Genomic DNA, 24,710 nt, shown 5'->3' with positions numbered 1-24,710 from the left:
GCGCTGAGCCTCTAAGACGCCGGGCGGCCCGCCCGCCACTCCGGCGCGAGCACCGACCAGACCTCGATGTCGTGCCGCTTCCCCCGGTACGAGTAGCTCTCCCGCAGCACGCCGTCCTTGGTCATCCCGAGCCGCCGGGCCACCGCGATGCTGGCCGCATTCGCCGCCGAGACCTGCCATTCCACGCGGTGGATGCCCCGCTCCTCGATGGCCCAGTCGATGATCACGCGGATGGCCCTGGTCACCAGGCCCTTGCCCGCCGCCGACGGCTCCAGCCAGCAGCCCGCCTCCGCGGTGCCGTGCTCGAGGTCCATCGTCCGGAAGATGACTCCGCCGACCAGCGTGCCGTCCGCCCAGATGCCGTGGATCCGCCCGGCGTCGGCCGCGGCCTTCTCCGCGTACGCCCGCAGGAACGAGCGGCTCGACTCCAGGTCCGTGACCGCGTCCGGCATCGCGACGTACTGCCCGATGAACTCCCGTCCCCGATCGATGTGGGTCAGGAACTCCTCGGCCTGCCACGGCTCAAGCGGCCGCAACTCCGCGCCGTCGTCACCCAGGGATATCGCGTACATGGCCCTCTTCCGCCATCGAAACCATCACATATCGCCACGGATCTTCTCACGGGATAGGCGGGCGGCGGTCGCCCGCCAGATGTCGGAGGCGGGGTCGATGACGGCGAAGTGGTCGCCTCGCTGCTCGACATGGACCAGCTCGTCGCCGGCCCGCTGCCCCCTGGCGGCGTAGCGGCGGTTGAAGTCGACGAGGTCGAGGTCGTCGTCCAGCCCTTGCACGATCAACTGCGGCACGCCCAGCGGGAGCCGGGTCAGCGGGTCAGAGGCCGCGTACACCTCGGGAATCTCCTCCGGAGCGCCGCCCAGGGCAGCCGGGACGGCGCCCGAGCTGATCCGCCGCAGGGCGCCTTCGCCGAGGTCCAGCACCCCGGCCAGCGAGACCGCCAGCGCGATCCCGGCCACGTCGGTGGCCGGCCGCGGGGCGAGCTGCCCGCCGATCCCGGCCACGTCGGCGGCCAGTCGCAGGGCGAGCTGCCCGCCCGCCGAGTGGCCGATCACCGCGGTCCGGCCGAGGTCGAGCGGGTGCTCGCGGGCCGCGGTGGCCAGCGCGGCGAATCCGGTGGCGACGTCCGCGGTGGTCGCGTCCCAGCCATGCCGGTCCGGGCGGCGGTATTCGAGGTTCCAGGCGGCGTAGCCGCGCCCGGCCAGATCGATGCTCAGCGCGTCCATCAGGTCGGCGCCCCAGATCGAGCGCCAGTATCCGCCGTGCAGCAGAACGGCGACCGGCAGCGGCCGGGCGTCATGATCGGCCGGCAGGCGGAGCTCGGCCCACTGGTCGGCGTGCGGGCCGTAGGAGATCCTGCGCGCCGGGTGGCGCAGCCGGTGTATGGCGTGCCGGATCGCCCAGGTCAGCCCCCCGATCCCACGGCCGAACAGGTGAACGGAGCCGGCGGCGACCTCGGCCGGCCCGGTGTCGCTCACGTCGTACCACACGGTCCGGGAGGTGTGGGATCCGGGCCGCGTGAGCATCGACCGGCCGGCGGGGTCGGCTCCCGGCAGCGCCACGATCGCGCAGGTGTCGTCAAGGCCGCCGTCGAGGAGCAGTTTCCCCAGTGCCTCGCCGTCGGCGGCGGCCTCCAGACGGCCGGGCAGCCCGAGCGCGTCGCATTCGGTCGCCACGATCTGCCGGAGCAGCCCCGGGTCGGCGACGAGCCGCGGGCCGGTGACGACCACGAGATGAAGGTCCGTCACGATTTCTCCAGATGAAGCGCAGCGTGTTGCCAGACACCAGTCTGCCGCGCCGGGGGAGGCGACGGCAGGTGGGGTTCAGGACCAGAGATAGCTGAGTCTGACCCGCAGCGCCCCGTTGAACTCGATGCTGACCCGGGTGTCGACGCCGCCCTCGAAGGCGCGCACGTTGTGCACGGTCATACGGGCGCCGCCGATGAAGGGGTGACCGTTGGCGTCGACCTCCGTGATCGACACGGTGACCGGGGTGAATGGTGTGACACCGGCCAGCGCGGCCCGGAGGATGACCTCGCCGCCGGCGCTGAACAGGACGTTCCGGCCGTTGGCCCAGTCGGTGGCTGTGGCGGGCGGGTCGGTGTCGGCTTCGATGGTGGGGATGACGCCGACGGCTTCCGTGGACATGGGGACCCCTTTCTGGACGAGCCCGTTCGGCTCCCTCCCATCGTCGGCAGCTTCCTGGTCTCCCACATCCCCCTTGATCTGGGGGGATAGGGGCGCCTGAGCTAGTGGCGGCGCGCGGGCTGATGGATCTGGTGCAGTTCCAGCGGTGCGGGCGGCGCCAGGGGTTCGGCGTGGCCGGCCCGGAAGGACTGCAGGAGGTAGGTGACCAGGCGCCGGGACGCGGCCGGCGAGACCTGCTGGGACCCTTCGACGACGCCGCAGTTGGCGAGGAGCAGGAGGGTGATGTCGGTGGGGTCGAAGTCCTCGCGCAACTGCCCGGTGTCTTTGGCACGCCGTACCAGCTCGGCGATGCCATCCTCGGCGCGGGTGCGTTCGCTGTCATAGTCGATGGCGTCGGGGAACTGGGTGAGGAACGCACCGGTGAAGCCCCGGTCGGTGGCCTGCATGGCGCACACCTTTTCGATGACGGAGCAGAAGCCGCGCCAGGGATCGGGGTCCGCCAGCGCCTCGTCGAGGGCCGCGACGCAGTGGGCGAACTGTTCGGCGAAGGCCTCATTGATGAGCGCGGCGCGGGTGGGGAAGTGCCGGTAGAGGGTGGCCGCGGCCACGCCGGCCCGGCGGGCGATCGTGGTGACGGGCACGTCGATTCCCCGGACGGCGTACGCCTCGCGGGCGGCTCGGAGGATGCGCTCGCGGTTGTGCCTCGCGTCGGCACGCATGGCCGCAGGGGGCTTTTGAGAGAGCTGAGCAGGCATATCTCTCACTTTACCGTAAATGGAATGTGTCATCCGTTTAACGCCTTAGCTTGGGCGAGCGAGCGGAACATCCCTTTGCTCGCGGCTCCGGTGACAGAACAGGACGAGATCGTGAACGAGATGCGCGCGGCCCTCTACGACCGGTACGGGCCCCCGGAGGTGCTGTACGAGGGCAAGGTCCCCGTGCCGGCCGTCAAGCCCGACCAGGTGCTGGTCCGCGTCCACGCGGCCAGCGTCAACGGCGGCGAGCTGCACGGCCGGGCCGGGCGAATGCGGCTGGTGACCGGGCGCCGCTTCCCCCAGCGCACCGGGATCGACTTCGCCGGCGAGATCGCCGAGGTCGGCTCCTCGGTGACCGGACCACGGGAAGGGGAACGGGTGTGGGGCAGCCTGCCGCGGCGGTTCGGCAGCGCGGCGGAGTACGTGGCCGTCCACCCACGGCAGATCTCCCTCGCCCCCGCCAACCTCACTCCGGTGCAGGCGGTCTCCCTCCCGGCGGGCGGAACGACCGCGATCACCGCCCTGCGCGCCAAAGCCCGGCTCAAGCCCGGCGAACGCCTTCTGGTCCGCGGCGCCAGCGGCGGGGTCGGCAGCGTCGCGGTCCAGATCGGCAAGCTCCTCGGCGCTCACGTGACCGCTCTGGCGGGTTCGAAGAACCTGGACTTCGTCCACGGGCTGGGTGCCGACGAGGTGCTCGACTACCGGACGGCCCACCCGTCGGAGCTGGGCAGGTTCGACGTCATCATGGACACCGTCGGCACCCAGCACTCCGTCTACCGCGGGCTGCTGGCTCCGGGCGGACGCATGGTGGCCATCGCCTTCGACATCGAGAACGTCCTGGCCAGCCTCTCCTACGTCCTCGCCTCGACCGTCCACGGCTCCCGGCGGGTGCGTTTCTTCAGCGGCAACCCCCGGCACGAGCTGTTCGCCGAGCTGACCCGGCACACCGAGAACGGCGACCTCCGCCCCGTCGTCGACACCGTCCACCCCCTCGCCGACATCGCCGCGGCCCACCGCGCCTTGGAGGCCGGTGGCGTACGCGGAAAGCACATCATCCAGATCGTGTGACAGAGCGGATCCCCCTTGGGACCAATGGCACCCGAATTCGGGACTTCGTCCTCCGGTGGCCGGGCGCCTGTTCGGCGAGGCTGGAGGTGGAGGGCGAGCTTGTGAAGGGAGACCGGTGATGAACGCACGGATCGTGGCCGGGGTGGACGGCTCCGCGCCGGCGACGGCGGCGGCGGAGTGGGCCGCCGCCGACGCGCGGCGTCGGGGGCTGGATCTGCGGATCGTGCACATCTGTGAGCAGTGGCCGCACGGAGTCGGTGACTTCAGCACGGAGTACTGCGCGGGCGCGCTGGAGGCCGCCGCCGATCGGGCGCGCGAGCTGGCCGGTGAGGTCGAGGTGACGACGGACCTGCGCGCGGGGAACGTGATCGACGAGCTGATCGGCGAGTCCGCGTCGGCTGACAGCCTGGTGCTGGGCAGCCGGGGGCTCGGCGGTTTCGAGGGTATGGTGCTCGGCTCGGTCAGCATGGCCGTCGCGGGCCATGCGCGGGGTCCGGTGGTGATCGTACGCGGGGCCAGGCGGGAGGAGTACGGCCGGATCGTCGTCGGCTACGACGGGTCGGCGCATTCCGAGGCGGCCATGCAGTACGCCATCGAGCAGGCCCGCGCGTGCCATACGCGGCTGCACGTCCTGTACGCCTGGCGGCCGCCGGTCTTCTCGCCGTACGCGGCCGCCTACGACAGCGTGCTGGAGAAGGCCTTCCAGCAGGAGGTCCATGCGGCGGGCGAGCGGGTGGTGCCTTGGCGGGAGAAGAACCCGGATGTCGAGATCACCGACGAGCACCTGTGCGACGACCCGGCCGGCGCCCTGATCAGGGCCGCGGCCACGGCCGACCTGGTCGTGGTCGGGTCGCGGGGGCTGGGCGGCTTCGCCTCGGCGGTGCTCGGCTCGGTCGGTCACGCCGTGCTGCACCATGTGACCTGCCCGGTCGCGGTCGTACGGCCCCGTCAGGAGGGGCCATGAACCTGAGCATCGAGTCGCTGACCGCCGAGCGGGTGATGAGCCGCATCCTGGTGGCGGTCAAGGCGGATGAGTCGCCGCTGATGGCCTGGGAACTGATGCGCCGCGCCGACGTACGCCATCTTCCAGTGGTCGAGGGGCAGCACGTCCTGGGCATCCTGTCGCGCGAGCAACTGGCGGCGTCCTGGTCGGGCGGTCCGCAGGAACAGTCGAACCGCCGGGTGGGCGAGCTGCTGGCCGGCGAACGCAGGCCGCGCGTGCAGCCGGACGACCTGTTGACCCGGGTCGCGGCCGTCATGACCGACGCCGGCTGTGACGCCGTACCCGTGGTGTCCGACCGGGGACTGGTCGGGATGATCACCGCCCGCGATGTCGTGCTGGCGGTGGCGGGCCGTACCCAGCACCCGAAGGAGCACGGCGAGGTGGTGACCGGCATGTTCCACCTCGAGCCCGTCATACCGACGCGGAGCTGAGTCCTCAGTGCTGCCTGCGCGCCGCTGCGACATGCCCGGTGAGCCGCTCCCAGTTGCCGGACCCGATCGCGGCCTTCTGCTCCTCGGTGAACGGCGCTCGCTCCAGGAAGGACCGCGCGACCCCGCCGCTGGTGTCGAGGTACGGGAAGCCGCCGGGCCGCGTGCCGTAGGTGTAGGGGTAGTCGGTGGAGTACAGCATGCGTTCGGTCCCGACGACCTCCGCGGTCCACCGCAGGTAGCGCTCGCTCACCGTGCCGCTGCCCGCTACCCAGAAGTTCTGGCGGAAGTAGTCGGCCAGGGGCCGCTCCAGCTTCGCGTTGTGCGCCAGGATGCCCGTGTGGTCGAGGTAGAAGAGGATGACCTCGCCCCAGTGCCCGGCGATCACCTGCAGCTCGGGGTGGCGGTCGAACACCCCGGAGAAGATCATCCGTAGGTACTGGACGCCCAGGTCGTAGTACCAGCCCAGCCCCGCGGTGGCCAGCCCCATGCCGACGCCGCCCAGCCCCGAGTAGTACGCGTCCAGGACCGGCTGCGCGGGGGTCTGCGGGTGGAAGTGCAGGGGTACCCGGAGCCGCGCGGCGGCCGCGTAGAGGTCGTCGAACTCCGGCGCGTCGGCCAGCCTGTCCCCGGTGCGCCCGTACAGCATCGCGCCGCGGAAGCCGAGCCGCGTGACCGCGCGTTCCAGCTCCTCGACGGCGGCTTCGGGCGCCGGCGTCGGGATGGCCGCGAGCGCCTGGAGCCGCTCCGGGTTACCGGCGACGACCTCGGCGAGCGCGTCGTTGGCCGCGCGCGCGACGCTCACGGCGTCCGCCGCCGCGAGGTTCTGTACGCCCGGTGTGGCCAGGGACAGCACCGCGACGTCCACGCCCTGATCGTCCATGTCGGCCAGGCGCCGATCGGAGACGTCGCGCAGCCGCCGCGCGATCGGCTCATCGCCGTAGCCGAGCTGCGGAATCTGCGGCACCCCCGCCCGCGTCCAGGCGTCGAGCACTACCGGCAAGGCGACGTGTTCCTCGAGCCCGACGATACGCATTTTCGCTGACATTCCATGCTCCCTGCGTTTCCATTGGCAACACTTGAACGGTATCAGTGATACTAGCGGCAGTACAGCGATGGCCGTATCATTGATTCATGCCTCGTGGGACGAAGGACGACGTGACTTCCGCGGCCGGCGGGCGCGAGCTCATTCGCCGGCGCGTGATCGAGGCCGCCGCGGACCTGCTCGCGCGTGAGGGCCGCGACGCGGTCACCACCCGCGCGGTCGCGGCGGCGGCCGGGTTGCAGCCCCCGGCGATCTATCGCCACTTCGCCGACATGGACGCGCTGCTCGAGGCGGTGGCCGAGCACGGCTACGTCACGTTCCTGGCGGCCAAGCGCGTCGATCCCCACCCGTCCGACCCGATCGAGGATCTGCGCGCGGGCTGGGACCTCGCCGTCGAGTTCGGCCTCGCCAACCCCGCGCTGTACGTGCTCATGTACGGCGAGCCCAGACGCGGCACGACGTCGGCCGCTTTCCAGGCCGGCATGGAGATCCTGCTGGGGCGCATCCGGCGCCTCGCCGCCGGCGGCTGGCTGCGCGTCGACGAACGGCTCGCGGCCGCCCTCATCCACGCGACGGCGCGCGGCGCCGTGCTCACCTGGCTGTCACTGCCCGCCGATCAACGCGACCCGGCCCTGCTGACCGCCATGCGGGAGTCGATGGTCACGGCCGTAACCAACGAGAAGCCCGCCGTGCAGGACGCGGGCCCGGCCGGCGCGGCCCGAGCCTTGCGTGCCGCACTGCCCGAGCAGACCGCGCTGAGCGGCGCGGAGCGGCACCTCCTCGGCGAATGGCTCGACCGCCTGGCCGCCGACGGGTAGCTCGAGCCCGGTGCCCATACGGAGATCGCGCGCGTATGGGGGTGCGACAGGGCCCCTCCCACTCCTGCCCCGCAGGTCATGGCCCTGTAAGACTGAAGGCATGACGAGTGAGCAGCACAGCGGCGGCGGCACCGAGCTGGGGTGTTTCCTGCGCGCCCGCCGTACCCAGGTGACTCCCGAAGAGGCCGGTCTCAAGGTCGGTCCCGGCCTGCGCCGCACGCCCGGGCTGCGCCGTGAGGAGCTGGCCACTCTCGCCGGGGTCAGCATCGACTACTACATCCGGCTGGAACGCGGCAAAGAGGCGCGCCCTGGCCGGCATCGACCCGGACGCCCCCGACCTGGCCGAACTCATCGGCGAGCTCATGCTCAAGAGCCCGGAGTTCGCGCGCCTGTGGGAGCGCTACGACGTCAAGGCGCACTCCCACGGCCTCAAGACCTTCCACCACCCCGACGTCGGCGACCTCACGCTCGGCTACCAGTCCATGCAGCTCGAGGGCACCCCGGGGCACCGCCTGGTCGCGTACTACGCCGAACCCGGTACCCCTGAGCACGACGCGATGGTCCTGCTCGACCTGGCCGCACACGAGCAGCCTTCGAAGCTTTCGCCACGTACCGACGCGGCCTGACTCGCCTCCGGCCGCGCCGGCGAGGCGAACGGGTGGCCATGGGTCTTTCGCGTGGTCACCCGACCACCTTGTCCAGGAACCCGGCCAGGTTGGCCGCGGTCCGCTCGATCTGCTCCTCCAGCGTGAGCGACTCGTGAAGCCGCCCGCCGGGCCCGACCTCCTTCTTCCCGCGCAGGTAGAGCGAGCAGGCCAGATCGGTGCAGATGTAGGCGCCCACCGAGTTGCCCTGCTGTCCGGTCCGTCCCGCTCTGCGTGCGGTCATCAGCGATACGCCGTCTCCCGTGTGCATGGTCAGGCAGAACGAGCACATGCTGCGCCTTACATGCCCGGCATGCGGCGTGGCCCGGCGCAGCGCCACCCCCACGAACCCGTCGCCGGACTCGGCGACCAGATAGGCCCGTTCCGGTGAGGCGGGGTCCTGCCACCCGAGGAAGTCCAGGTCGTCCCACGGCCGCGCGGCCAGATCCCTGGGCACGGCCAGCCGCTTCGCCTCGCCCTTGGTGCAATTGACCATTGACGCGCGGATGTCGCTCTCGGAAACCACTCTCATAGGTGGGGAAACTAGCTTCCCTAGGAGTATTATGCAAATACTTAATACCTCTAGGTAAGCGAGGAGGGCGGCACATGGCACGCGCGGGGGTGACCGCCGAACGCCTGACCCAGGCGGCGGCGGAACTGGCCGACGAGGTCGGCTTCGAGAACGTGACCGTCTCGGCGCTCGCGCGCAGATTCGGCGTCACGGACCCGAGCCTGTACTCCCACATCAAGAACGCGCAGGACCTGAGGATGAGGCTGGCGGCACTGGCCCTGACGGAGCTCGCCGACAGGGTCGCCGCCGCACTGGCCGGCCGCGCGGGCAAGGACGCGCTGGCAGCCTTCGCGGGCGCGTACCGGGACTATGCGAAGGAGCATCCGGGCAGGTACGCCGCGGCGCAGATCGAGCTCGACCCGGAGTCGGCGGCCGCCGGCCCCGCGCGCCGGCACGCGGAGATGACGCGGGCGATACTGCGCGCCTATGAGCTCCAGGAGCCCGACCAGACAGACGCGGTACGACTGCTGCACAGCACGTTCCACGGCTATGTGAGTCTGGAGAGGGCGGGCGGGTTCAGCCACCACCCGCGCGACGCGGATGCCTCGTGGTCCAGGGCCCTGGACGCCCTCGACTCCGTTCTCAGAAACTGGCCGCCGGCTGACGTGTGACCGTCCTGGGCCGCGTTCGCCGGGTGTTTCAGAGCTGGGCGGCGAGGTGGGTCAGTGTCGCGCCGAGGGGTGCGTCCAGGGTGAGCACGGCTTCGGCGTCACCGCCGGTCGGCCCCTGGTTCACGATGGCGATCGGGATGCCGAGCGCGGCGGCCTTGGTGACGAACCGCAGACCGGATCGGACCGTCAGCGACGATCCGAGGATCAGCAGCGTCCGCGCCCCCGCGACGAGCGCGAAGCACTCGTCCACCCGGGTCCTGGGCACGTTCTCGCCGAAGAACACCACGTCGGGCTTGAGCAGCCCGCCGCACGTCGCGCAGTCCACCACCCGAAACCGCTCGACCTGCTCGTCGGCGAGCACGGCGTCACCGTCAGGGTTGATCTGCCCGCTCGCCTCCCAACCGGGATTGGCTGAGCGCAGGCGGTCCTCCAGCTCCGTACGGGGGGTCCGCTCCCGGCAGGTCAGGCACACGACCCGGTCGAGCCCGCCGTGCAACTCGATCACCCGCCGCGCGCCGGCCGCCTGGTGCAGGCCGTCCACGTTCTGGGTGACGATCCCCTCGATGAGCCCACGCCGCTCCAACTCGGCCACCGCCCGATGCCCCGCGTTGGGCGCGGCCAGGCCGATCTGCCGCCACCCGACGTGACTGCGCGCCCAGTAGCGCCGCCGCGCCTCCGCGCTGCCGACGAACCGCTGGTACGTCATGGGCTCCGCCCGCCGGGCCCGGCCCGTCGGCCCCCGGTAGTCAGGGATCCCCGACTCCGTCGACAGCCCCGCCCCGCTGAGCACCGCCACGCCGCCCCCGGCCACCAACTCGGCCAGCGACGCGAGCGGAGAACGGCCGAGCACACTCCCGCGGCCTCCCGCACTTTCGGTCACAGCACCATGGTGCCCGACGCGCCACGCCGATCCGCGCACCGGCTCAAGAAGCGGTGGACGAAGTTTCATGAAAACAGCTCTCTGCTGTATAGAGTCACATCGTGTTCACGCTCCAATCCCTGGTCGATCGCTCCTCGCTCGAACTCGGCGTGCTGGTGCCGGGCCGTCCGGGCGCGCTGGACGAGCCCATCGCCTGGGTGCACAACACCGAGCTGCCCGACCCGTCGGCCTACGTACGGGAAGGCGAGCTCGTGCTGACGAACGGCGTGTGGCTCGACCGGGTGCATCCGGCGCAGTTCGTCCGCCACGTCAAGAAGGCCGGGGCCGGCGGCATCGTGTTCGGCCTGCGCGCCGAGCTGCCCGCCACTCCGCCCGCGCTGGTCGAGGCCTGCCGCGAGGAGGAGCTGCCGCTGCTGGAGATCTCCATCGCGGTGCCGTTCACGGCGGTCTCGGCGGCCGTCGCCGACCTGCTGGCCGAAGAGCGCAAGCAGTCGCTGGTCGGCATGGTGCGCCGGGGAGACGCCCTGGCCACGGCGATCTCCCGGGGCGCCGGCGCCTCCGGTGTGCTCGACGTCCTGCGGCGCGACCACGACCTGCCACTCGCGGTGGTCGACAGGATGGCTCGCTCGCTCGCGGTGGCCGGCGCCGACCTCGCAGCGGACCAACTCCACGCCGTGGCCGCGGGGCTGGCCAGGCATCCACCGGCCCTGGAGGTGGACCTGGGGGACGCCGGACGCGTGGCGCTGTTCCCGGTGGGCGCCGTCGGCGACATCGACGCGGCCCTCATCTGCCTGCGCCCCTTGCGCGAGCTCGCGGCGGACGAGCGGGAGGCGCTGGAGCAGACGGCCCGGTTCCTGAGCCTGGAGGTCGCCAAGCAGCAGGCGGTCCAGGCGATCGAGATGCGCTTCGCGAGCGAGCTCCTGGAGATGATCCTTTCGGGCGGCCGGCGCGCCACGGAGGTCCCCGGCCGGCTGCGCGCCTTCGGCGTCGATCCGGGCGGCCCGCTGGCCGTGTGCGCCGTGGCGTTCGCGCAGGGCGAGGCCGCCACGATGCACGGGCTCGCCGAGGTGATCGGGGAGTTCTTCGCGGCCGAAGGCGTGCCGGCGGTCGTCGCCGGCGGCACGCAGGACGTCGTCGCCGTGCTGCCCTGGCGCCATCCCGAACGCGAGCTGCCGCTGCTCGCCCAGCGCCTGGTGCGCGGCGTCGAGCGGCGCTTTCCCGGCCTCCGCCCGGTCGCGGGGCTGAGCGGCATCGCCTCTCAGGCGGCCGAGCTGCGACCCCGGCTCCTGCAGTCCAGGGAGGCCTGCCGCGTGCTGCGGCGCACCTCCACGGGACCTTCCGTACGGGCCTTCGCCGAGCTGGGGACGCACCGGTTGCTCCTTGGATCGCTCGACGTGGAGACTTCGCGGCAGTTCGCCGGCGAGCTCCTCGGGCCGATGAAGAACCATGACGCGCGGCGGGGCGGTGAGCTCGAGCTGACGCTACGGACGTTCCTCGATCACGATGGGCAGTGGGGGGCGACGGCCGGAGCGCTGCACGTCCACGTCAACACGCTGCGCAACCGGCTGGCCAAGATCACCGAGCTCACCGGCCGGGACGTGGGCCGCACCGAGGACCGGGTGGACCTGTTCCTGGCGCTGACCATCGACGCGATGGACTGAGCTCAGGTGGCGGTCGCCTCGGTGCCCCGCCGCCACTGGCGGGCGTTGCTCAGTGTCGCCATTGGCTGGAGCATCTGGTCATCGAAGCGCGTCATGGGCAGCCCTTGGGCCAGGCGTCGCGGGAAGTCCGGGTTGGCGAGTGCCCCCCGGCCGACGGCCAGGACGTCGGCGTGGCCATCCTCCAGCACCGTGGCCGCCTGGGCCGGGTCGTGCATGCCGCCGTTGGCCAGCACGGGCAGCCCGGTGACCTTCCGGGCCAGGCCCGTGATCGTCATCGCTCCGTCCAGGGTCGCCGTCTCCACCCAGTCCCGGCCTTCGCTGGCGATGTGCAGGTAGCTCGCGCCTGCCTCGGCGAGCGCGGCGAAGATGGTCTCGGCGTCCCTGGAGCCGCCCGCCCATCGGTGCGTGAAGTCGTTGACCTTGCCCTGCGACAGCCGGATGCCCACGCAGAAGTCCGGGCTGAGCTCCGCGCGGATGGCGGAGACGATCTCCGCCGCCAGCCGTACCCGGTGGGCGACCGCGCCGCCGTAGCGGTCGTCGCGCCTGTTGGTGTAGTCGGTCAGGAACTGGTCGACCAGGTAGCCGTTGGCGCCGTGCACCTCGACCCCGTCGAAGCCGGCCCGCCTGGCGCGGACGGCCGCGGCCACGAAGCCCCGCACCGCGCGGTCGATGTCGTCCTGGTCCATCGCCCGGGGCGTGGGCCACGGGCCGTGCCCGCCGTATTCGGGCATCTTCTCGCCGCGCGGCCGGACGGCCGACGGGGCGACGGTGTCGTCGCGGTAGCGGTTGCCCTGCGACAGCGCTCCGGCGTGCATGAGCTGGAGGACGAAGGCCGCGCCGGCCGCGCGCACCTGGCCGGCGATCTCCCGCCAGGCGGCCTCGTGGCCGTCGGTGACGATGCCGGGCTGGTTGGCGTACCCCTGGCTGTGCCAGGTGTCGGTGTAGGTTCCCTCGGTCACGACGAGGGAGAAGCCGCCGCGGGCGTACTCCGCGTAGTAGCCGGCCATCTCGCCGGTCGGCGTGCCGTCGGCGGCGGCGGACACCCTGGTCATGGGGGAGACCGCCAGCCGGTTGGCCAGGCTGAGACCGCCGATGCGCTCCGGGCGCAGAGCGGGGTGCAGAAGGTCGTTCATCGTTCACTCATTTCTCTGATGTGAGCAGGTCGGTCGCCAACGCCGTCGGGTGGTGCCCGTTGATCCCCACCAGGTCCTGCGGGCAGGCCGAGACCACGAGAACGCAGTCCATCGCCGCCTCGAACGTGATCGCGTCACCGGGACGGCTGATCGAGCTCAGCCAGCTCAGCCGGCCGTCGCCGGCCACCGGGATCCGCATGAACACGTTGACGGGCTGCGGGATGACCGGCACGGACAGGCCGAGCGCGGCCAGGCTCGTACGCAGGTTGTCCGCGCACGAGGCGTGGCCGGGCACGCCCAGGGCGCGATAGCGCTCCGCGTCGCAGGCCGCGATGAGCATGTCGTGACAGCCGGGGGAGGTGTCCTCCACCAGGGTGAGGATGGGCCTGCGCCGGCTGGTGACGAACTGCTCGCCGGCCACCGGGAACAGGCGGCTGGTGGCGGCCCGCGTGTGCGACGCGCTGAGGTGCTCGTCGACGTCGTCCGCGGCGACCGCGAACACGTCGCCGACCTGGCCTCCTTCGAGGTCCGTGACGCGTACGCGCCGGCCGGCGCCGACCCTTACCGCCCGTCCTTCGGTGGCGGGCACGATGACTCGCATGCCCACAGCCAACCAACCGGGACACGAGCCGGACCATGGAGATTGCTACGGCATCCGGAGCTGCTGGTAGAGGAATCTCCATGGGCCTCATGGCGGACGCGGGCGATGGCGTCGCACCCGTCGTACGCCGACAGGGCGCGGAGTTACTCCGCGCCGGTCAGCCCCCGCAGGAGATCGGCGGCCTTTTCGGCGATCATCACGGTCGCCGCATTGGTGTTGGTGGAGACGATCTCCGGCATGACGGAGGCGTCGGCCACCCTCAGGCCCGCGAGGCCCTGAACGCGAAGCCGCGGATCGACGACCGACAACGCGTCGACTCCCATCCGGCACGAGCCGGCGGCATGACCGTAGGACTGCACCGCGGTGCGGACGAAGGCGGCGATCGTCTCGTCGTCCGCGCCGACGAGCGGATGCCCGCCACCCCGCCATTCGTCGAACGCCGCCATGTCGCTGATCTCAAGCGCGTGGCGCACGCCTGAGACGAGAGCGCGCAGATCGTGGATCTCGTCGAGGTAGCGGAAGTCGATCAGCGGCGAGACCTTCGGATCGGGGCTCGCGAGGGTCAGCGACCCTCTGCTCGCCGGGCGCATGTGCCCGACGCCGAAGGTGTAACCGTGCTCCGGGGCCGCCTGCCAGGGGTTGGTGAAGGGCACATGGATGAACACGATCTGCAGGTCGATCGAGGCGCGCCCCGGCTCGCTGTCGAGCAGCAGGGTCACCTCCCCGAGATTGCCGGACGGCGGGGGCAGGGCTCCGCGCGCGGGAACGGTCAGACCGGCCAGGATGATGTGATCCTGTAGGTTCCGTCCCACGCCGGGCAGGTCGTGCAGCACCTTCACCCCCACCCGCTCGAGTTCGTCGGCCGGGCCTATGCCGGAGCACAGGAGGATGTGCGGAGTGCCGATGGCTCCGGCGCAGAGCACGACCTCCGCGCTCGCCGTACAGTGGATCAGCTCGCCGTCGACGACCACGTCGACGCCGGTGCAGCGGTCGCCGTCCAAGGTGAGGCGATCGACGAAGGCTCCCGGCAGCAGTTCGAGATTGGCGCGGCTCAGCGCCGGTTCGAGGTAGGCCGTCGCGGTGCTCTGCCGGCGCCCGTCCACGATGAGGAGATCATGGCTGCTCACACCCCGCAGCCGCGCGCCGTTCAGGTCGGCGGTCAGCGGATGCCCGGCCTGCTGCGCCGCGGCCAGGTAGGCCTGGGACAGCGGATGCAACCGGCCAGCCGGGGCCGGGCGAAGCGGACCGGTCCTGCCCCGGTAACGCTGATCGCCGTTCGGCACGGACTCTGCCCGTCGAAAATACGGCAGGACGGATGCGTAGTCCCATCCTGTGCAACCCGCGTACGCCCAGGTGTCGAAATCGAGGCGGTCGCCGCGCAGGAAGGCCATCGCGTTCGTGCTTCCGCTGCCGCCCACCGTCCGGCCCCGGGGAATGTCGTGCACTCGGCCCGTCTTCGGCTGGGGCACTGTCTGGTACGCCCAATCGAGGTCGGTCTTGTACAGGGCGGGCCAGGCGTGGGGGGTCGTGATCCGGTCGCTCGTCTCGGCGCGACCGGCTTCGATCAGCAGTACGCTGCGGGACGGATCTTCGCTGAGACGGGCCGCCACCACACAGCCGGCGGTGCCCGCTCCGACGACGATGTAGTCGTAGACCCGGTCACCCTCGCCCCGTGTCACAGCGACACCACCACGGTCTTGGTCTCGAGATACTCGTCAAGGTTCTCCCGGCACGTCTCGCGGCCCCAGCCGGACTCCTTCGTCCCGCCGAACGGAAGGGCGGAGTCCGCCGCCTGGTAGCAGTTCACCCACACCTGCCCCGACTCGATGGCCGCCGCCATCCGGTGCGCGCGCGAGATGTCCTTGGTCCACACCGCGGCGCCCAGCCCGAACCGCGTGTTGTTGGCCAATGCCAGCACCTCCGCCTCGGTGTCGAACGGGACCGCGCAGACGACCGGCCCGAAGATCTCTTCGTGCATGATGCGCGAGTCGGGCTGGGCATTCACCAGCACGGTGGGCTCGGCGAAGAACCCCTCGCCCTCCAGGGCGCGGCCACCGGTGACGACCTTGGCGCCCTCGGCAACGCCGATCTTGACGTAGCCGAGCACCTTGTCGCGGTGCTCGGCGGAGATGAGCGGGCCCATCTGGGTGGTGGGATCGATGCCACGCCCGAGCTTGAGCGAGGCCGCGTGGTCGGCGAGGCGCTGCACGACCTCGTCGAAGACGGCGCGCTGCACGTAGAGCCTGGATCCGGCGATGCAGCTCTCGCCCTGGGTGGCGAACGCGCCGGCCGCCGCGCCCGCGACGACGGCGTCGAGGTCGGCGTCCTCGAACACGATGTTCGGGGACTTGCCGCCGAGCTCCAGCGACACCCGCTTGAGGTCCTGGGCCGCCGAGCGGACGATCGCCTTACCGGTCTCGACCGACCCGGTGAACGTCACCTTGTCGACGCCGCGGTGCTCGACAAGGGCCGCACCCGCGCTCTCCCCGAACCCGGTGACGTAGTTGACCACCCCGGCGGGGATGCCGGCCTCGATGGTGAGCTGGGCCAGCAGCGCGATGGAGATCGGCGTCTGCTCGGCCGGCTTGAGGACGATGGTGCAGCCGGTCGCCAAGGCCGGCGCCAGCTTCTTGATCGCCATGAGCAACGGCAGGTTCCAGGGCACGATCGCGCCGACGACGCCGACCGGCTCCTTGAGGGTGTACGCGTGAAAGCGGCCACCGGAACTGGCCGGGTAGGAGATCGGGATGGTGTCACCGGTGATCTTCGTCGGCCAGCCCGCGTAGTAGCGCAGGACGTCCGCCGAGAACGGGATGTCGAAGTACCGCATCTCGTTGATCGGCTTACCACTGTCGATCGAGTCGAGCATCGACAGCCGTTCGGCGTTCTGCTCGACGAGATCGGCCAGCTTCCAGATCAGCCGCCCGCGCGTCTGCGGCGTCATCGACCGCCAGGTGCTCCCCGGCGCGAGCGCGGCGCGTGCCGCCGCCACCGCACGATCGACGTCCGCCGCCGCACCGGCCGGAACCTCGACGATCAGCTGCCCGTCGGCGGGGTCGTACACCGGGAACGTCTTGCCACTGATCGCGCCGACCCACTCGCCGCCGATGAGCATCTTCTGCGCGAGCCGGATGTCATCGCTGACGGTGGGGGCGAAGCGCGCCTCGGCCATGTCTGTGCCTTCCTCATGAATAAGCAAAATGTCTACCGGCCCGTCAGGCGGATGCTGATGCTCTTGACGTGGGAGTAGTGGTTCAGGGCTTCGATGCCCTTCTCGCGCCCATAGCCGCTGTGCTTGTGCCCGCCGAAGGGCATCTGCACCGACTGGGTCGACCACGAGTTTATGTACACCTGTCCGGCTTCGAGGGACTCCGCCACCCGAATGGCCCGGGACATGTCCGCGGTGAACACCCCGCCGACCAGGCCGAAGTCCGAATCGTTGGCCAGCGCCACCGCTTCGTCCTCCGTCTCGAACGGGATGACGACGAGAACCGGGCCGAAGATCTCCTCGCGGGCGATGCGCATCTCGTTGGTCACGCCGGAATAGATGGTGGGCTCGACGTAGAACCCCGCGGTGAGTTCGGGGTCGAGGGGCGCGCCGCCGCCGATCTCCGCGGTGGCGCCTTCCTCTTCGGCGATCTGGAAGTACTTCTGTACGGTCTCCCACTGGCCACGGGTGATCATCGGGCCTACCTCGTGGCCGGGACGCAGCCTGCCGGTAGCGGCCACCACAGCCGCGGTGAACCGCTCCTGGACCTCACGCTGCACGAGCAGGCGCGTGCCCGAGGAGCAGACCTGACCGGCGTTGGTGGTGAACGCACGCACCGCCTCGGACGCGGCGAACTCCAGGTCGGCGTCGGCGAAGACGATGTTCGCCGACTTGCCGCCGAGTTCCAGGGTCAGCGGCAGGATGCGATCGGCGGCGATCCGGCCGATCTCCTGCCCGACCGGCACCGAACCCGTGAACGCGACCTTGCGCACCAGCGGGTGCCGCACGATGGCCGTGCCCACCTCGGTACCCCGGCCGAGCACCACGTTGAACACGCCCGGCGGCAGCCCTTCTTCGCTGCCGATCCGCGCGAGCGCGACGGTGGTGCGCGACGTCGACTCCGCGGGCTTGGCCACGATGGTGTTGCCGGCGGCCAGGGCCGGTGCGCAGGCGCGTGCCGCCTGGTTGAGCGGCAGGTTCCACGGGGTGATCACGCCCACCACGCCCAGCGGTTCCCGCAGCGTGTACACGTGCAGGTTCGGTTGGATGTCGAGGACCTCGCCGACCGGCAGGTTCACCAGGGCGGCGTAGAACTCGAAATACTCGGCGGCGCCGCGGATCTCGGCCGTCGACAGGGCGAGGGGCTTGCCGGTGTCGGCGCTCTCCATCGCGGCGAGTTCGTCGATGTCGGCCAGCAGCCGGCGGCTGATGGCCGCGAGGACGCGGCCACGGTCGAGTGAGTTCAGGTGCCGCCAGCCCTTGGCGGAGCCGTGCGCGGCTCGCACGGCGGAGTCCACGTCGGCCGCGGTGCCCAGGCTCACCTCGGCTCCCGGGCCGCCGGTCGACGGATTGGTGCCGACGCGCGTCGTGCCGCCGGTGGACGGCACCGCCTTGCCGTCGATCCAGTGCAGCAGCGGTGTGCTCATCATGCGGACTCCGCCTCGCTCATCGACGTACCCGCGCCCAGCAGCGCGTACATCTCGGTGTGGTCGGTCTGAGCCGGCGCGGCGCCGGCGATGCGCCGCCACTGGCGCGCCACCCCGTCGGCGATCTCGGCGGGCCGGCTGAGGGCCCGCGCCAGGGCGACCGCGATGTCCACGTCCTTGGACATCAGCCGCAGCGAGAAGCCGGAGTCGAAGCTGCCGCTCGTCATGAACTGGGACACCTTGTTCTCGCTGGTGTTGCTCCGGCCCGACGAGCTGTTGAGCACGTGCGTCATCGTTTCGGGGGAGATGCCGAAGGACTCGGCCAGTGCCAGCGCCTCGACGGTGATCGAGATGGTGGCCGCCGAGACGAGGTTGTTCAGCGCCTTCGCCGTGTGGCCCGATCCGATGTCGCCGACGGGGATGACGGTGCGGGCCATGGCCTGCAGCACCGGGGTCGCCCGCACCAGCTCGTGCGGGGACCCGCCGACGAGTACGGAGAGCGTGCGCGCTTTCGCGCCGCGGACACCGCCGGACACCGGCGCGTCCAGCATGGAGAGACCTTTGGCGGCCAGGCGGGCGGCGAGCGCGCGGGTGCGCAGCGGTTCGGAGGAGCTCATGTCGATGACGAGAGACCCGGGCCGCAGAGCGTCGGCCACCCCGTCGCGCTCGAGTACCTCCTCCACGACCGCCGAGTTCGGCAGCATGAGGATCAGGATCTGAACCGCCGCGAACGACTCGGGCCCCTTCGCCACCGCCGCGGCCGGGTGTTCGGTGACGAAGGCGGCGGCCACGCCGGGTGCCGCGTCCGCGACCGTCAGCCGGTGGCCGGCGTCGGCGAGGTGCGCCGCCATCGGCGCTCCCATGTTCCCGAGGCCGATGAAACCAACGTGGTCGAGTCTCACCGTTCGGCGTCCATCGTCTCGAAGACCTCGGCGGCCAGGCGGAACGCCTCCAGTGCCGCCGGTCCGCCGCAGTAGAAGGCGCTCTGCATCAGCACCTCCTTGATCTTCTCGCGCGGCACGCCGTTGTTGAGAGCGCCGCGCACATGCGCCTTGAACTCGTGCGAACGGTTGAGGGCGGTGATCATGGCGAGGTTGATGAGGCTGCGTTCCTGCAGGCTGAGTCCCGGCCGGTTCCACAGATCGCCCCAGCAGTACTGGGTGACGTACTCCTGGATGTCACGGGAGAAGTCGGTGGCGGCCGCGAGGGAGGCGTCGACGTGGGCGTCGCCGAGCACCTGGCGCCGCACGGCGAGCCCGGCGTCGTACAGGTCCTTGTTCATGGTGTGCTCCTGGTAGAGAGTCGGTGGTCAGATTCGGGCGAAGTCGGCCCAGTCACGAATGACGAAGACGTCCGTACCGCTGTGATCCACCCGGCAGGCCGAGTGGCCGCCGAAGTGCCCGGGGAAGACGAGCAGGTCGCGGTCCGCCGCCTCGGCGAGCAGCCGGCGGCGCGTGGCCCGCGCCATGGCCGGGTCCTCGCAGAAACAGCTGTTGACGTCGGGAGAGACGATCTGCACCGGTGAATGGAGCACGTCGCCCACGAAGAGCGCGCCGGCTCCTTTCGAGTCCAGCCGCAGGACGGCGGACCCTGGCGTGTGGCCCGGAGCCTCCCGCAGGACGAGCTCCGAGTTGATCCGGTGCTCGCCGTTCCACAGGTCGATCAGCCCGGCCCGGCGCACCGGCATGACGCTGTCCTCGAAGACGTTCTGGTTGCCGTCGCCCGGCGGGCGGGGCGTGCGAACGGGATCCCAGTACAGGAAGTCCGGCTCCGGGATGAGATAGCGGGCGTTGGGAAACGTGGGCACCCACGCGCGCCCGTCCAGCCGGGTGTTCCACCCGACGTGATCGACGTGCAGGTGCGTGTTGATCACGATGTCGACGTCCTCCGGCGCCACCCCGGCGGCCAGGAGATTCTCCAGATACGGGGTGTCGTGATGCCCGTACACGGGTGCGTACGGACGCTCCTTGCCGTTACCGGCGCCGGTGTCGACGAGGATCACCATCCCCTGACTGCGGATCAGCCAGGTGTGCAGCACCGAACGCAAGGTGCCGCTCCGCGCGTCGTAGAAGGCGGGGTCGAGCCAGCCCGCGTTGTCGGCCCAGTAGCCGGGGTCGCCGTCGGGGAAGATGAACGACGGCGTGGCGGGACTGGGACCCGCGTACTCCTGCACCCGCGTGACCTCGACGTCGCCGAGGACGACGCGGGATGGGGAGGTCACCACGACCGGTTCGCCTCAGGCACCGGATACCGCGCCGCCAGCTCCGGCGAGACGGCGGCCGAGACGAAGTTCGCCGTCTCCAGCAGTTGCGGTGTGAAGCCGTTTCCCTTGGCCAGGGTGCGGGTTTCGGCCATGTGGGCGCTGCGCGCCTGCGCGTCGTCGGTCATCCGGCGTTCGCGCTGCTCCCACGCGGCGAGGGCCTCGCCGATGTCGTCGTACTGGTCGAGGGCGTGGGCCAGATCGACGGCGTTGACGATGCCCACGCTGGCTCCCTGACCCAGCGCGGGGCACATGGAGTGTGCCGAATCGCCCACGAGCACCGCGCGCCCGGCCGACCATGGCGCGACGCGGGTGGTCTGGTAGCTGTCGTGCCGCCCACCCTCGGCCTTGCCGGCCAGCTCGATGATCGGCGCCAGGTGCGGAAAGCGCTCCGACCAGACCTCGACGTCGATCGGAATCCGCGACGCGCGCTCGTTGCTCGTCTCCGCCATCATCCCGAGGTAGAGCGTCTCCGGCCCGGTCGCGATGAACAGGATGCGCATCGCGTCCGGCTTGAGCGTCCAGAAGTCGACCACCCGGTCCCACCGCTCGCCGCGGAACTCCTCCGGACGTGGAATCAGCACCCGGCACACGCCGTCGGAGTACTTCTTGCGCTCCTGAACGGGGTTGCCGAGGGAGCTCCGGACCGCCGACCCGGCGCCGTCGGCGCCGATGACGAGATCCGCGGTCAGCCTGCTGCCGTCCTCCAGGAGCAGCTCGCCCGCCGGATCGGCGCCGACGGCCCGCGATCCGGTGACGATCTCGACGCCCGCCGCTCGCGCGGCCCCGGCCAGCAGGGAATGCAGCTTCGGCCGGGTGATCGCCCAGTAGGGGTAGCCGGGCAACTCGGCTGAGACCGAGACGCCGTCCAGGTTCGTCTCGTAGTAGTGCGGCCGCACGCCGTTGTCCCGGATCGCCTCGGCGACGCCGATGACCTCGAGCGCGAGCATCGCGTTGCGCCACAGCAGGATGCCGGCCCCGAAGTCGCGGACGTCCTCGTTCTGCTCGTGCAGGCGCACGCTCCAGCCCCGCTGCGCCAGCGCGGTGCTCACGGTCAGACCGGCGAAGCCGGCCCCGGCGACCTCGACGTGACGGGCCGGCGTCTGTGGTGTTGTCATATCAGTGCCTCCCGGAGGCTGAGAAACGTTCAGCCGACCGCGTCTGTCCAGACGGTCATGCTGCCGCGGGCCAGGGTGTGGAAGTGCAGGTTGAAGCCGAGCACGACCGGGGTCATGTCAGGGTCGATGTCCAGATGGGGGACGTCGACCGCGTGGACGATGAAGACGTAGCGGTGACGACCGGAACCGGGTGGCGGGTTGGGCCCGATGTACTGACGCATCCGCAGGTCGTTCGGCAGCGTCAGGGATCCGGCGGGCAGCGGGCCGTCGAGGGCCCCGGCACCGGCCGGCAACGACGTCACCTCGGCGGGGATGTTGGCCACCGCCCAGTGCATGAAACCGGTTCCGGTCGGCGCGTCAGGGTCGTAGCAGTTCACCGCGAAGCTCTTCGTCTCCGGCGGGAACCCGCTCCACGCGAGGTGCGGTGAGGTGTTGGCGCCGCCGATCTGCGGGTCGCGGAAGGCCAGCGGCATCTCCTCTCCGCGACGGAGGTCATCGCTGCGTACGTCCAGCGCCGGCACCGGGGTGACCGCGGCGTAAGGGTCGTCGTTGATCATGTGGTGTCCTGTCGAGGTTGGTCGGAGGAGGGTGTGCTGTGGACGTACACCTTGCGGATGGTCCGGTGGATGTCCCAGGTGCCCACCCAGCCGTAAGGGAGCGCGATCACGCTGCCGGCCGTCAGCTCGTGCGACGTGCCGTCGCGGTCGGTGATCGTGGCCTCGCCGGAGATGATGTACATGAACGATCCGCGCTGGTCCTTGACCCGCGGATATACCCCCGGCTCGCACTCCCAGACGGCGCAGTGGCCGTCCGGGCCGTCGAAGACCACGGCCTCTTTCGCGGTGCGCGCGCCGCGGGTCACCGGTTCCATCGGCACCTCGATCGGCAGCGCCCCTTCGAGCACCTGGGTCGCGGGCATGAACGCGGACGCGACGATCGCGTCCGGCAGCGGGGGAACCGGGCTGGTGTGCAGATAGACCTTGCGGATCGTCTCCCGGATGTGCCACGTGCCCACCCAGCCGAACGGCAGCACCAGCACGCTGCCGGCCGTCAGCTCGTGCGACGTGCCGTCGTCGTCGGTGATCGTGGCCTCGCCGGAGATGATGTACATGAACGATCCGCGCCGGTCCTTGACCCGGGGAAACACCCCCGCGTCGCAGGCCCAGACCGCGAAGAAGCCGTCGGCGCCGTCGAAGAGCGTCTTCTCGTACGCGAAGGGCACCCCCTCGATGATGGGCTCCATCGACACCTCTTCGGGCAGTGGTCCTGCCAGCACCTGATGGGCGTCGAGAAAAACGGACGGTGTCCCGGTCATGGGCGCATTCCTTGTTGGACGGAAGGGACGAGCTCGAGTTCGGCGGGTGTGGGGATCCCGAGCAGCTCGAAGGAGGGGCGGTGCATCAGCGCGTGCAGCTCCTCGTCCGTGATGGGCGTGTGGGCGATGTGCTGCATGCGAGTCACGATGCGGGTGAGCGCGGTGGCCGCGCTCTCGGCCGAGACCATGGGCGAGTCGCTGCCGAACAGCACCTTGTCGAGCACGCCGTACTCCTTGGCCGCCGACAGCGCGGTGGCCAGCACGGTCGGCCGGCTCGCGATCGCGGAGGTGTCGGCGTACACGTTCGGGTTCCGCCGCATGACGATGGCGGTCTCGTACACCCACGGGTGACCCATGTGGGCGATGACCACGCGCAGGTCCGGGAACGCGATCGCGACGTCGTCCATCAGCAACGGGTTGGCGTCGGCGAGCCGGCCGGCGTTGGCGAAGATCGCACCCTGGTGGATCATCACGGGCAGGCCGAGCCGCTCGGCGGCCGAGAAGACGCGCATCGTCAACGGGTTCAGCGGCGAGGTCCCCTGATAGATCGGACCGAGTTTGATACCGCACAACCCGAGGTCGGCATGACACCGCTCGATCTCGTCCACCGCGTCGTGCCGCAGGGGGTCCACCGACATGAACCCGACGGTCTGGCCGCCGACTTCGCGTACGAAGGCGGCCACGGCGTCGTTCGGGACCATGATCCCCGACGCCTGAGCTTGCAGGCCGAACACGATGGTCCGTTCCGCGGGGGCGACCCGCCGCCGGTAGGACTCGACGGTGACACGGTTGATGGAGTCCGCGGCCAGGCGGGTGGAGACGCGGCCGAGGCCGTCGGTCCACGGCGGTCCCTGATGGTCCGGGACCCAGAAATGCGTATGTACATCGGTGATCACGGCCGCTAGACCTCACTTCGCAGATAGGGAATCGCCAGTGCTGTGGGGGCCCTGTGCCGCCGCTTTCCCTCGGTGCCGAGAGCGACCAGCGCCAGGAGGTAGGGCATGCCAAGCCACAGAGACACCGGCAACGTGATGGAGGGGGATATGAGGACGAGGGCGGAGAGGACGACGACGAGGGCGAGCCCGGCGACCTCGATGCCGGTGGGTCGCCCGGAGGCGAGCCACCGGGCACCTCCGCCGCGCCGCATCCGGCCGAGCACCATCCCGAGCACGACGAGGATCGTCGCGGCCACCCACACCTCGCGGGGGATGACACCGATGGCCTGCAGCCTGAGCTGCGTCGCGTCGGCGACCGCGAAGATCATCGCCGCGATCCCGAGCCCCGCCATCCGCCAGCCGCCGAAGAGCACCGCGGCGATGGCGAGGTAGCCCCGGCCGCCGGTCATGCCCTCGCGGAACACCCCGACGTCGCCGATGGAGAGGTAGGCGCCGGCCGCACCGGCGCAGAGGCCGGAGAAGAGCACGGCGGCCCATCGCATCCCGCGGACGCCCACCCCGGCCGCGTCGGCCGAGATGGGACTTTCGCCGACCGCCTTGAGGTTGATGCCCCAGGTGGTACGGCTGAGCGCGAGCACGACGAGGACGAGCAGGATCGCCGTGGCGTAGATGAACACGTCCTGGTGGAACAGGACCGGGCCGATCACCGGGATGTCGCTCAGCAACGGGATCGCGAGCCGGGGCAGCGGTTCGAAGGTCCGCGACGGGACGAGGAAGCGTTCGTTGAGGAACGCGGTGAGGCCGTAGCCGAGCAGGGTCAGCGCGATGCCCGACACGATCTGGTCGACCTTCGCCTCGATCGAGAGCAGGGCCATGATGGCGCCGAACAGCAGGCCGGCGATCATGCCGCCGAGGAACCCGAGGACGAGCGAGCCGGTTCCCCACATCACGAGGTAACCCCCGAACGCGCCGGTCAGCATGACGCCTTCCAGGCCCACGTTCAGCACACCGGCGCGTTCGGAGACGAGCTCGCCGGTCGCGGCCAGCAGGATCGGCGCGGCGATTGTCACCGCCGAGACGAGAAACGCGACATCGAAGATTCCCAT

At 70.8% G+C, this 24,710-nt stretch carries 27 protein-coding genes and 1 pseudogene; 8 read left to right on the top strand and 20 right to left on the bottom strand.

The features are described from left to right. Window positions 1-11 precede the first annotated feature (11 nt). The 4 genes from KLK06_RS41740 to KLK06_RS41725 form a co-directional block, all read right to left on the bottom strand. The gene (locus KLK06_RS41740) at window positions 12-572 is read right to left on the bottom strand and encodes a GNAT family N-acetyltransferase (protein ID WP_214641233.1); all 561 of its coding nucleotides are present in this window, start codon (window positions 570-572) and stop codon (window positions 12-14) included. Between the two features lie 24 nt (window positions 573-596). Further along, window positions 597-1,763, bottom strand: coding sequence for an alpha/beta hydrolase (locus KLK06_RS41735; protein WP_308168694.1), 1,167 nt, complete (start codon window positions 1,761-1,763; stop codon window positions 597-599). 75 nt (window positions 1,764-1,838) lie between these two features. Continuing rightward, window positions 1,839-2,162, bottom strand: coding sequence for a hypothetical protein (locus KLK06_RS41730; RefSeq protein ID WP_214641232.1), 324 nt, complete (start codon window positions 2,160-2,162; stop codon window positions 1,839-1,841). Window positions 2,163-2,263: 101 nt separating this feature from the next. Next, window positions 2,264-2,881, bottom strand: a complete 618-nt coding sequence (locus KLK06_RS41725) for a TetR/AcrR family transcriptional regulator (RefSeq protein WP_250906833.1) — start codon at window positions 2,879-2,881, stop codon at window positions 2,264-2,266. A gap of 156 nt (window positions 2,882-3,037) precedes the next feature. Here KLK06_RS41725 and KLK06_RS41720 point away from each other — a divergent pair, with 156 nt between their 5' ends. The 3 genes from KLK06_RS41720 to KLK06_RS41710 all read left to right on the top strand — a co-directional run bounded on the left by KLK06_RS41720 (window position 3,038) and on the right by KLK06_RS41710 (window position 5,419). Next, the gene (locus KLK06_RS41720) at window positions 3,038-3,985 is read left to right on the top strand and encodes an NAD(P)-dependent alcohol dehydrogenase (protein ID WP_214641352.1); all 948 of its coding nucleotides are present in this window, start codon (window positions 3,038-3,040) and stop codon (window positions 3,983-3,985) included. A gap of 118 nt (window positions 3,986-4,103) precedes the next feature. Beyond that, on the top strand, window positions 4,104-4,949 hold the full coding sequence (locus KLK06_RS41715; RefSeq protein ID WP_214641230.1) for a universal stress protein: 846 nt from the start codon (window positions 4,104-4,106) through the stop codon (window positions 4,947-4,949). Further along, window positions 4,946-5,419: an HPP family protein gene (locus KLK06_RS41710; RefSeq protein WP_250906832.1), complete on the top strand. Its 474-nt coding sequence runs from the start codon at window positions 4,946-4,948 to the stop codon at window positions 5,417-5,419. Before KLK06_RS41715 ends, KLK06_RS41710 begins: the two co-directional genes overlap by 4 nt. Before the next feature lie 4 nt (window positions 5,420-5,423). On the opposite strand, the gene KLK06_RS41705 is transcribed toward KLK06_RS41710, so the two are convergent. After that, a complete protein-coding gene (locus tag KLK06_RS41705; RefSeq protein ID WP_214641229.1) occupies window positions 5,424-6,464 on the bottom strand; it encodes an amidohydrolase family protein in 1,041 nt (346 codons plus the stop codon). Between the two features lie 86 nt (window positions 6,465-6,550). On the opposite strand from KLK06_RS41705, the gene KLK06_RS41700 reads away from it, so the two are divergent. From KLK06_RS41700 to KLK06_RS60575, 3 genes and pseudogenes are all read left to right on the top strand, one after another. Continuing rightward, a complete protein-coding gene (locus tag KLK06_RS41700) occupies window positions 6,551-7,279 on the top strand; it encodes a TetR/AcrR family transcriptional regulator (protein WP_214641228.1) in 729 nt (242 codons plus the stop codon). Between the two features lie 100 nt (window positions 7,280-7,379). Further along, a pseudogene (locus KLK06_RS60580) lies at window positions 7,380-7,538 on the top strand (hypothetical protein); the annotation flags it as partial. Further along, complete coding sequence (locus tag KLK06_RS60575; RefSeq protein ID WP_374197187.1) at window positions 7,513-7,905, top strand: hypothetical protein; 393 nt, start codon at window positions 7,513-7,515, stop codon at window positions 7,903-7,905. The pseudogene KLK06_RS60580 and the gene KLK06_RS60575, both read left to right, overlap by 26 nt. Window positions 7,906-7,960: 55 nt before the next feature. Here the strand turns inward: KLK06_RS60575 and KLK06_RS41690 are convergent, their stop codons facing one another. Further along, on the bottom strand, window positions 7,961-8,455 hold the full coding sequence (locus KLK06_RS41690) for an FBP domain-containing protein (protein ID WP_214641226.1): 495 nt from the start codon (window positions 8,453-8,455) through the stop codon (window positions 7,961-7,963). Window positions 8,456-8,529: 74 nt separating this feature from the next. Between KLK06_RS41690 and KLK06_RS41685 the strand changes: the two genes are divergently transcribed. Further along, entirely contained in the window at window positions 8,530-9,105 is a 576-nt protein-coding gene (locus tag KLK06_RS41685; protein WP_214641225.1) for a TetR/AcrR family transcriptional regulator, read from the top strand. Window positions 9,106-9,133: 28 nt separating this feature from the next. Here KLK06_RS41685 and KLK06_RS41680 read toward each other — a convergent pair whose 3' ends face one another. Then, window positions 9,134-9,985, bottom strand: coding sequence for an NAD-dependent protein deacetylase (locus KLK06_RS41680; protein ID WP_308168693.1), 852 nt, complete (start codon window positions 9,983-9,985; stop codon window positions 9,134-9,136). A 101-nt stretch (window positions 9,986-10,086) separates the two neighbouring features. On the opposite strand from KLK06_RS41680, the gene KLK06_RS41675 reads away from it, so the two are divergent. Next, complete coding sequence (locus KLK06_RS41675; RefSeq protein WP_214641223.1) at window positions 10,087-11,646, top strand: PucR family transcriptional regulator; 1,560 nt, start codon at window positions 10,087-10,089, stop codon at window positions 11,644-11,646. 2 nt (window positions 11,647-11,648) lie between these two features. Here the strand turns inward: KLK06_RS41675 and KLK06_RS41670 are convergent, their stop codons facing one another. From KLK06_RS41670 to KLK06_RS41610, 13 genes are all read right to left on the bottom strand, one after another. Continuing rightward, the gene (locus tag KLK06_RS41670) at window positions 11,649-12,779 is read right to left on the bottom strand and encodes a tRNA-dihydrouridine synthase (RefSeq protein ID WP_214641222.1); all 1,131 of its coding nucleotides are present in this window, start codon (window positions 12,777-12,779) and stop codon (window positions 11,649-11,651) included. 7 nt (window positions 12,780-12,786) lie between these two features. Beyond that, a complete protein-coding gene (locus KLK06_RS41665; protein WP_250906831.1) occupies window positions 12,787-13,380 on the bottom strand; it encodes a DUF1989 domain-containing protein in 594 nt (197 codons plus the stop codon). A gap of 143 nt (window positions 13,381-13,523) precedes the next feature. Beyond that, window positions 13,524-15,059 (bottom strand): GMC family oxidoreductase, encoded by a 1,536-nt coding sequence (locus KLK06_RS62660; protein WP_214641221.1) that lies wholly within the window; start codon window positions 15,057-15,059, stop codon window positions 13,524-13,526. After that, window positions 15,056-16,552, bottom strand: coding sequence for an aldehyde dehydrogenase (locus KLK06_RS41655; RefSeq protein WP_214641220.1), 1,497 nt, complete (start codon window positions 16,550-16,552; stop codon window positions 15,056-15,058). The genes KLK06_RS62660 and KLK06_RS41655 overlap by 4 nt, the downstream gene beginning before the upstream one ends. Window positions 16,553-16,584: 32 nt before the next feature. Further along, entirely contained in the window at window positions 16,585-18,018 is a 1,434-nt protein-coding gene (locus KLK06_RS41650; protein ID WP_214641219.1) for an aldehyde dehydrogenase, read from the bottom strand. After that, window positions 18,015-18,917: an NAD(P)-dependent oxidoreductase gene (locus tag KLK06_RS41645; protein ID WP_308168692.1), complete on the bottom strand. Its 903-nt coding sequence runs from the start codon at window positions 18,915-18,917 to the stop codon at window positions 18,015-18,017. The genes KLK06_RS41650 and KLK06_RS41645 overlap by 4 nt, the downstream gene beginning before the upstream one ends. Further along, window positions 18,914-19,297, bottom strand: a complete 384-nt coding sequence (locus tag KLK06_RS41640) for a carboxymuconolactone decarboxylase family protein (RefSeq protein ID WP_214641217.1) — start codon at window positions 19,295-19,297, stop codon at window positions 18,914-18,916. The genes KLK06_RS41645 and KLK06_RS41640 overlap by 4 nt, the downstream gene beginning before the upstream one ends. A 27-nt stretch (window positions 19,298-19,324) precedes the next feature. Then, the gene (locus KLK06_RS41635; RefSeq protein WP_308168691.1) at window positions 19,325-20,239 is read right to left on the bottom strand and encodes an MBL fold metallo-hydrolase; all 915 of its coding nucleotides are present in this window, start codon (window positions 20,237-20,239) and stop codon (window positions 19,325-19,327) included. Beyond that, window positions 20,233-21,393, bottom strand: a complete 1,161-nt coding sequence (locus KLK06_RS41630; protein ID WP_214641216.1) for an NAD(P)/FAD-dependent oxidoreductase — start codon at window positions 21,391-21,393, stop codon at window positions 20,233-20,235. Before KLK06_RS41630 ends, KLK06_RS41635 begins: the two co-directional genes overlap by 7 nt. A 29-nt stretch (window positions 21,394-21,422) precedes the next feature. Then, window positions 21,423-21,950 (bottom strand): YbhB/YbcL family Raf kinase inhibitor-like protein, encoded by a 528-nt coding sequence (locus KLK06_RS41625; RefSeq protein WP_214641215.1) that lies wholly within the window; start codon window positions 21,948-21,950, stop codon window positions 21,423-21,425. Further along, complete coding sequence (locus KLK06_RS41620; RefSeq protein WP_214641214.1) at window positions 21,947-22,708, bottom strand: cupin domain-containing protein; 762 nt, start codon at window positions 22,706-22,708, stop codon at window positions 21,947-21,949. The genes KLK06_RS41625 and KLK06_RS41620 overlap by 4 nt, the downstream gene beginning before the upstream one ends. Further along, window positions 22,705-23,604: an amidohydrolase family protein gene (locus KLK06_RS41615; RefSeq protein ID WP_214641213.1), complete on the bottom strand. Its 900-nt coding sequence runs from the start codon at window positions 23,602-23,604 to the stop codon at window positions 22,705-22,707. The genes KLK06_RS41620 and KLK06_RS41615 overlap by 4 nt, the downstream gene beginning before the upstream one ends. Before the next feature lie 5 nt (window positions 23,605-23,609). Next, entirely contained in the window at window positions 23,610-24,710 is a 1,101-nt protein-coding gene (locus KLK06_RS41610; protein WP_214641212.1) for an ABC transporter permease, read from the bottom strand.

The organism is Nonomuraea sp. NEAU-A123 (assembly GCF_018603905.1).
In the GTDB taxonomy this organism is placed as follows: Bacteria; Actinomycetota; Actinomycetes; order Streptosporangiales; family Streptosporangiaceae; genus Nonomuraea.
Note: the sequence above shows the minus strand (reverse complement) of the source record. Positions and strands in the feature narration are given on the sequence as shown.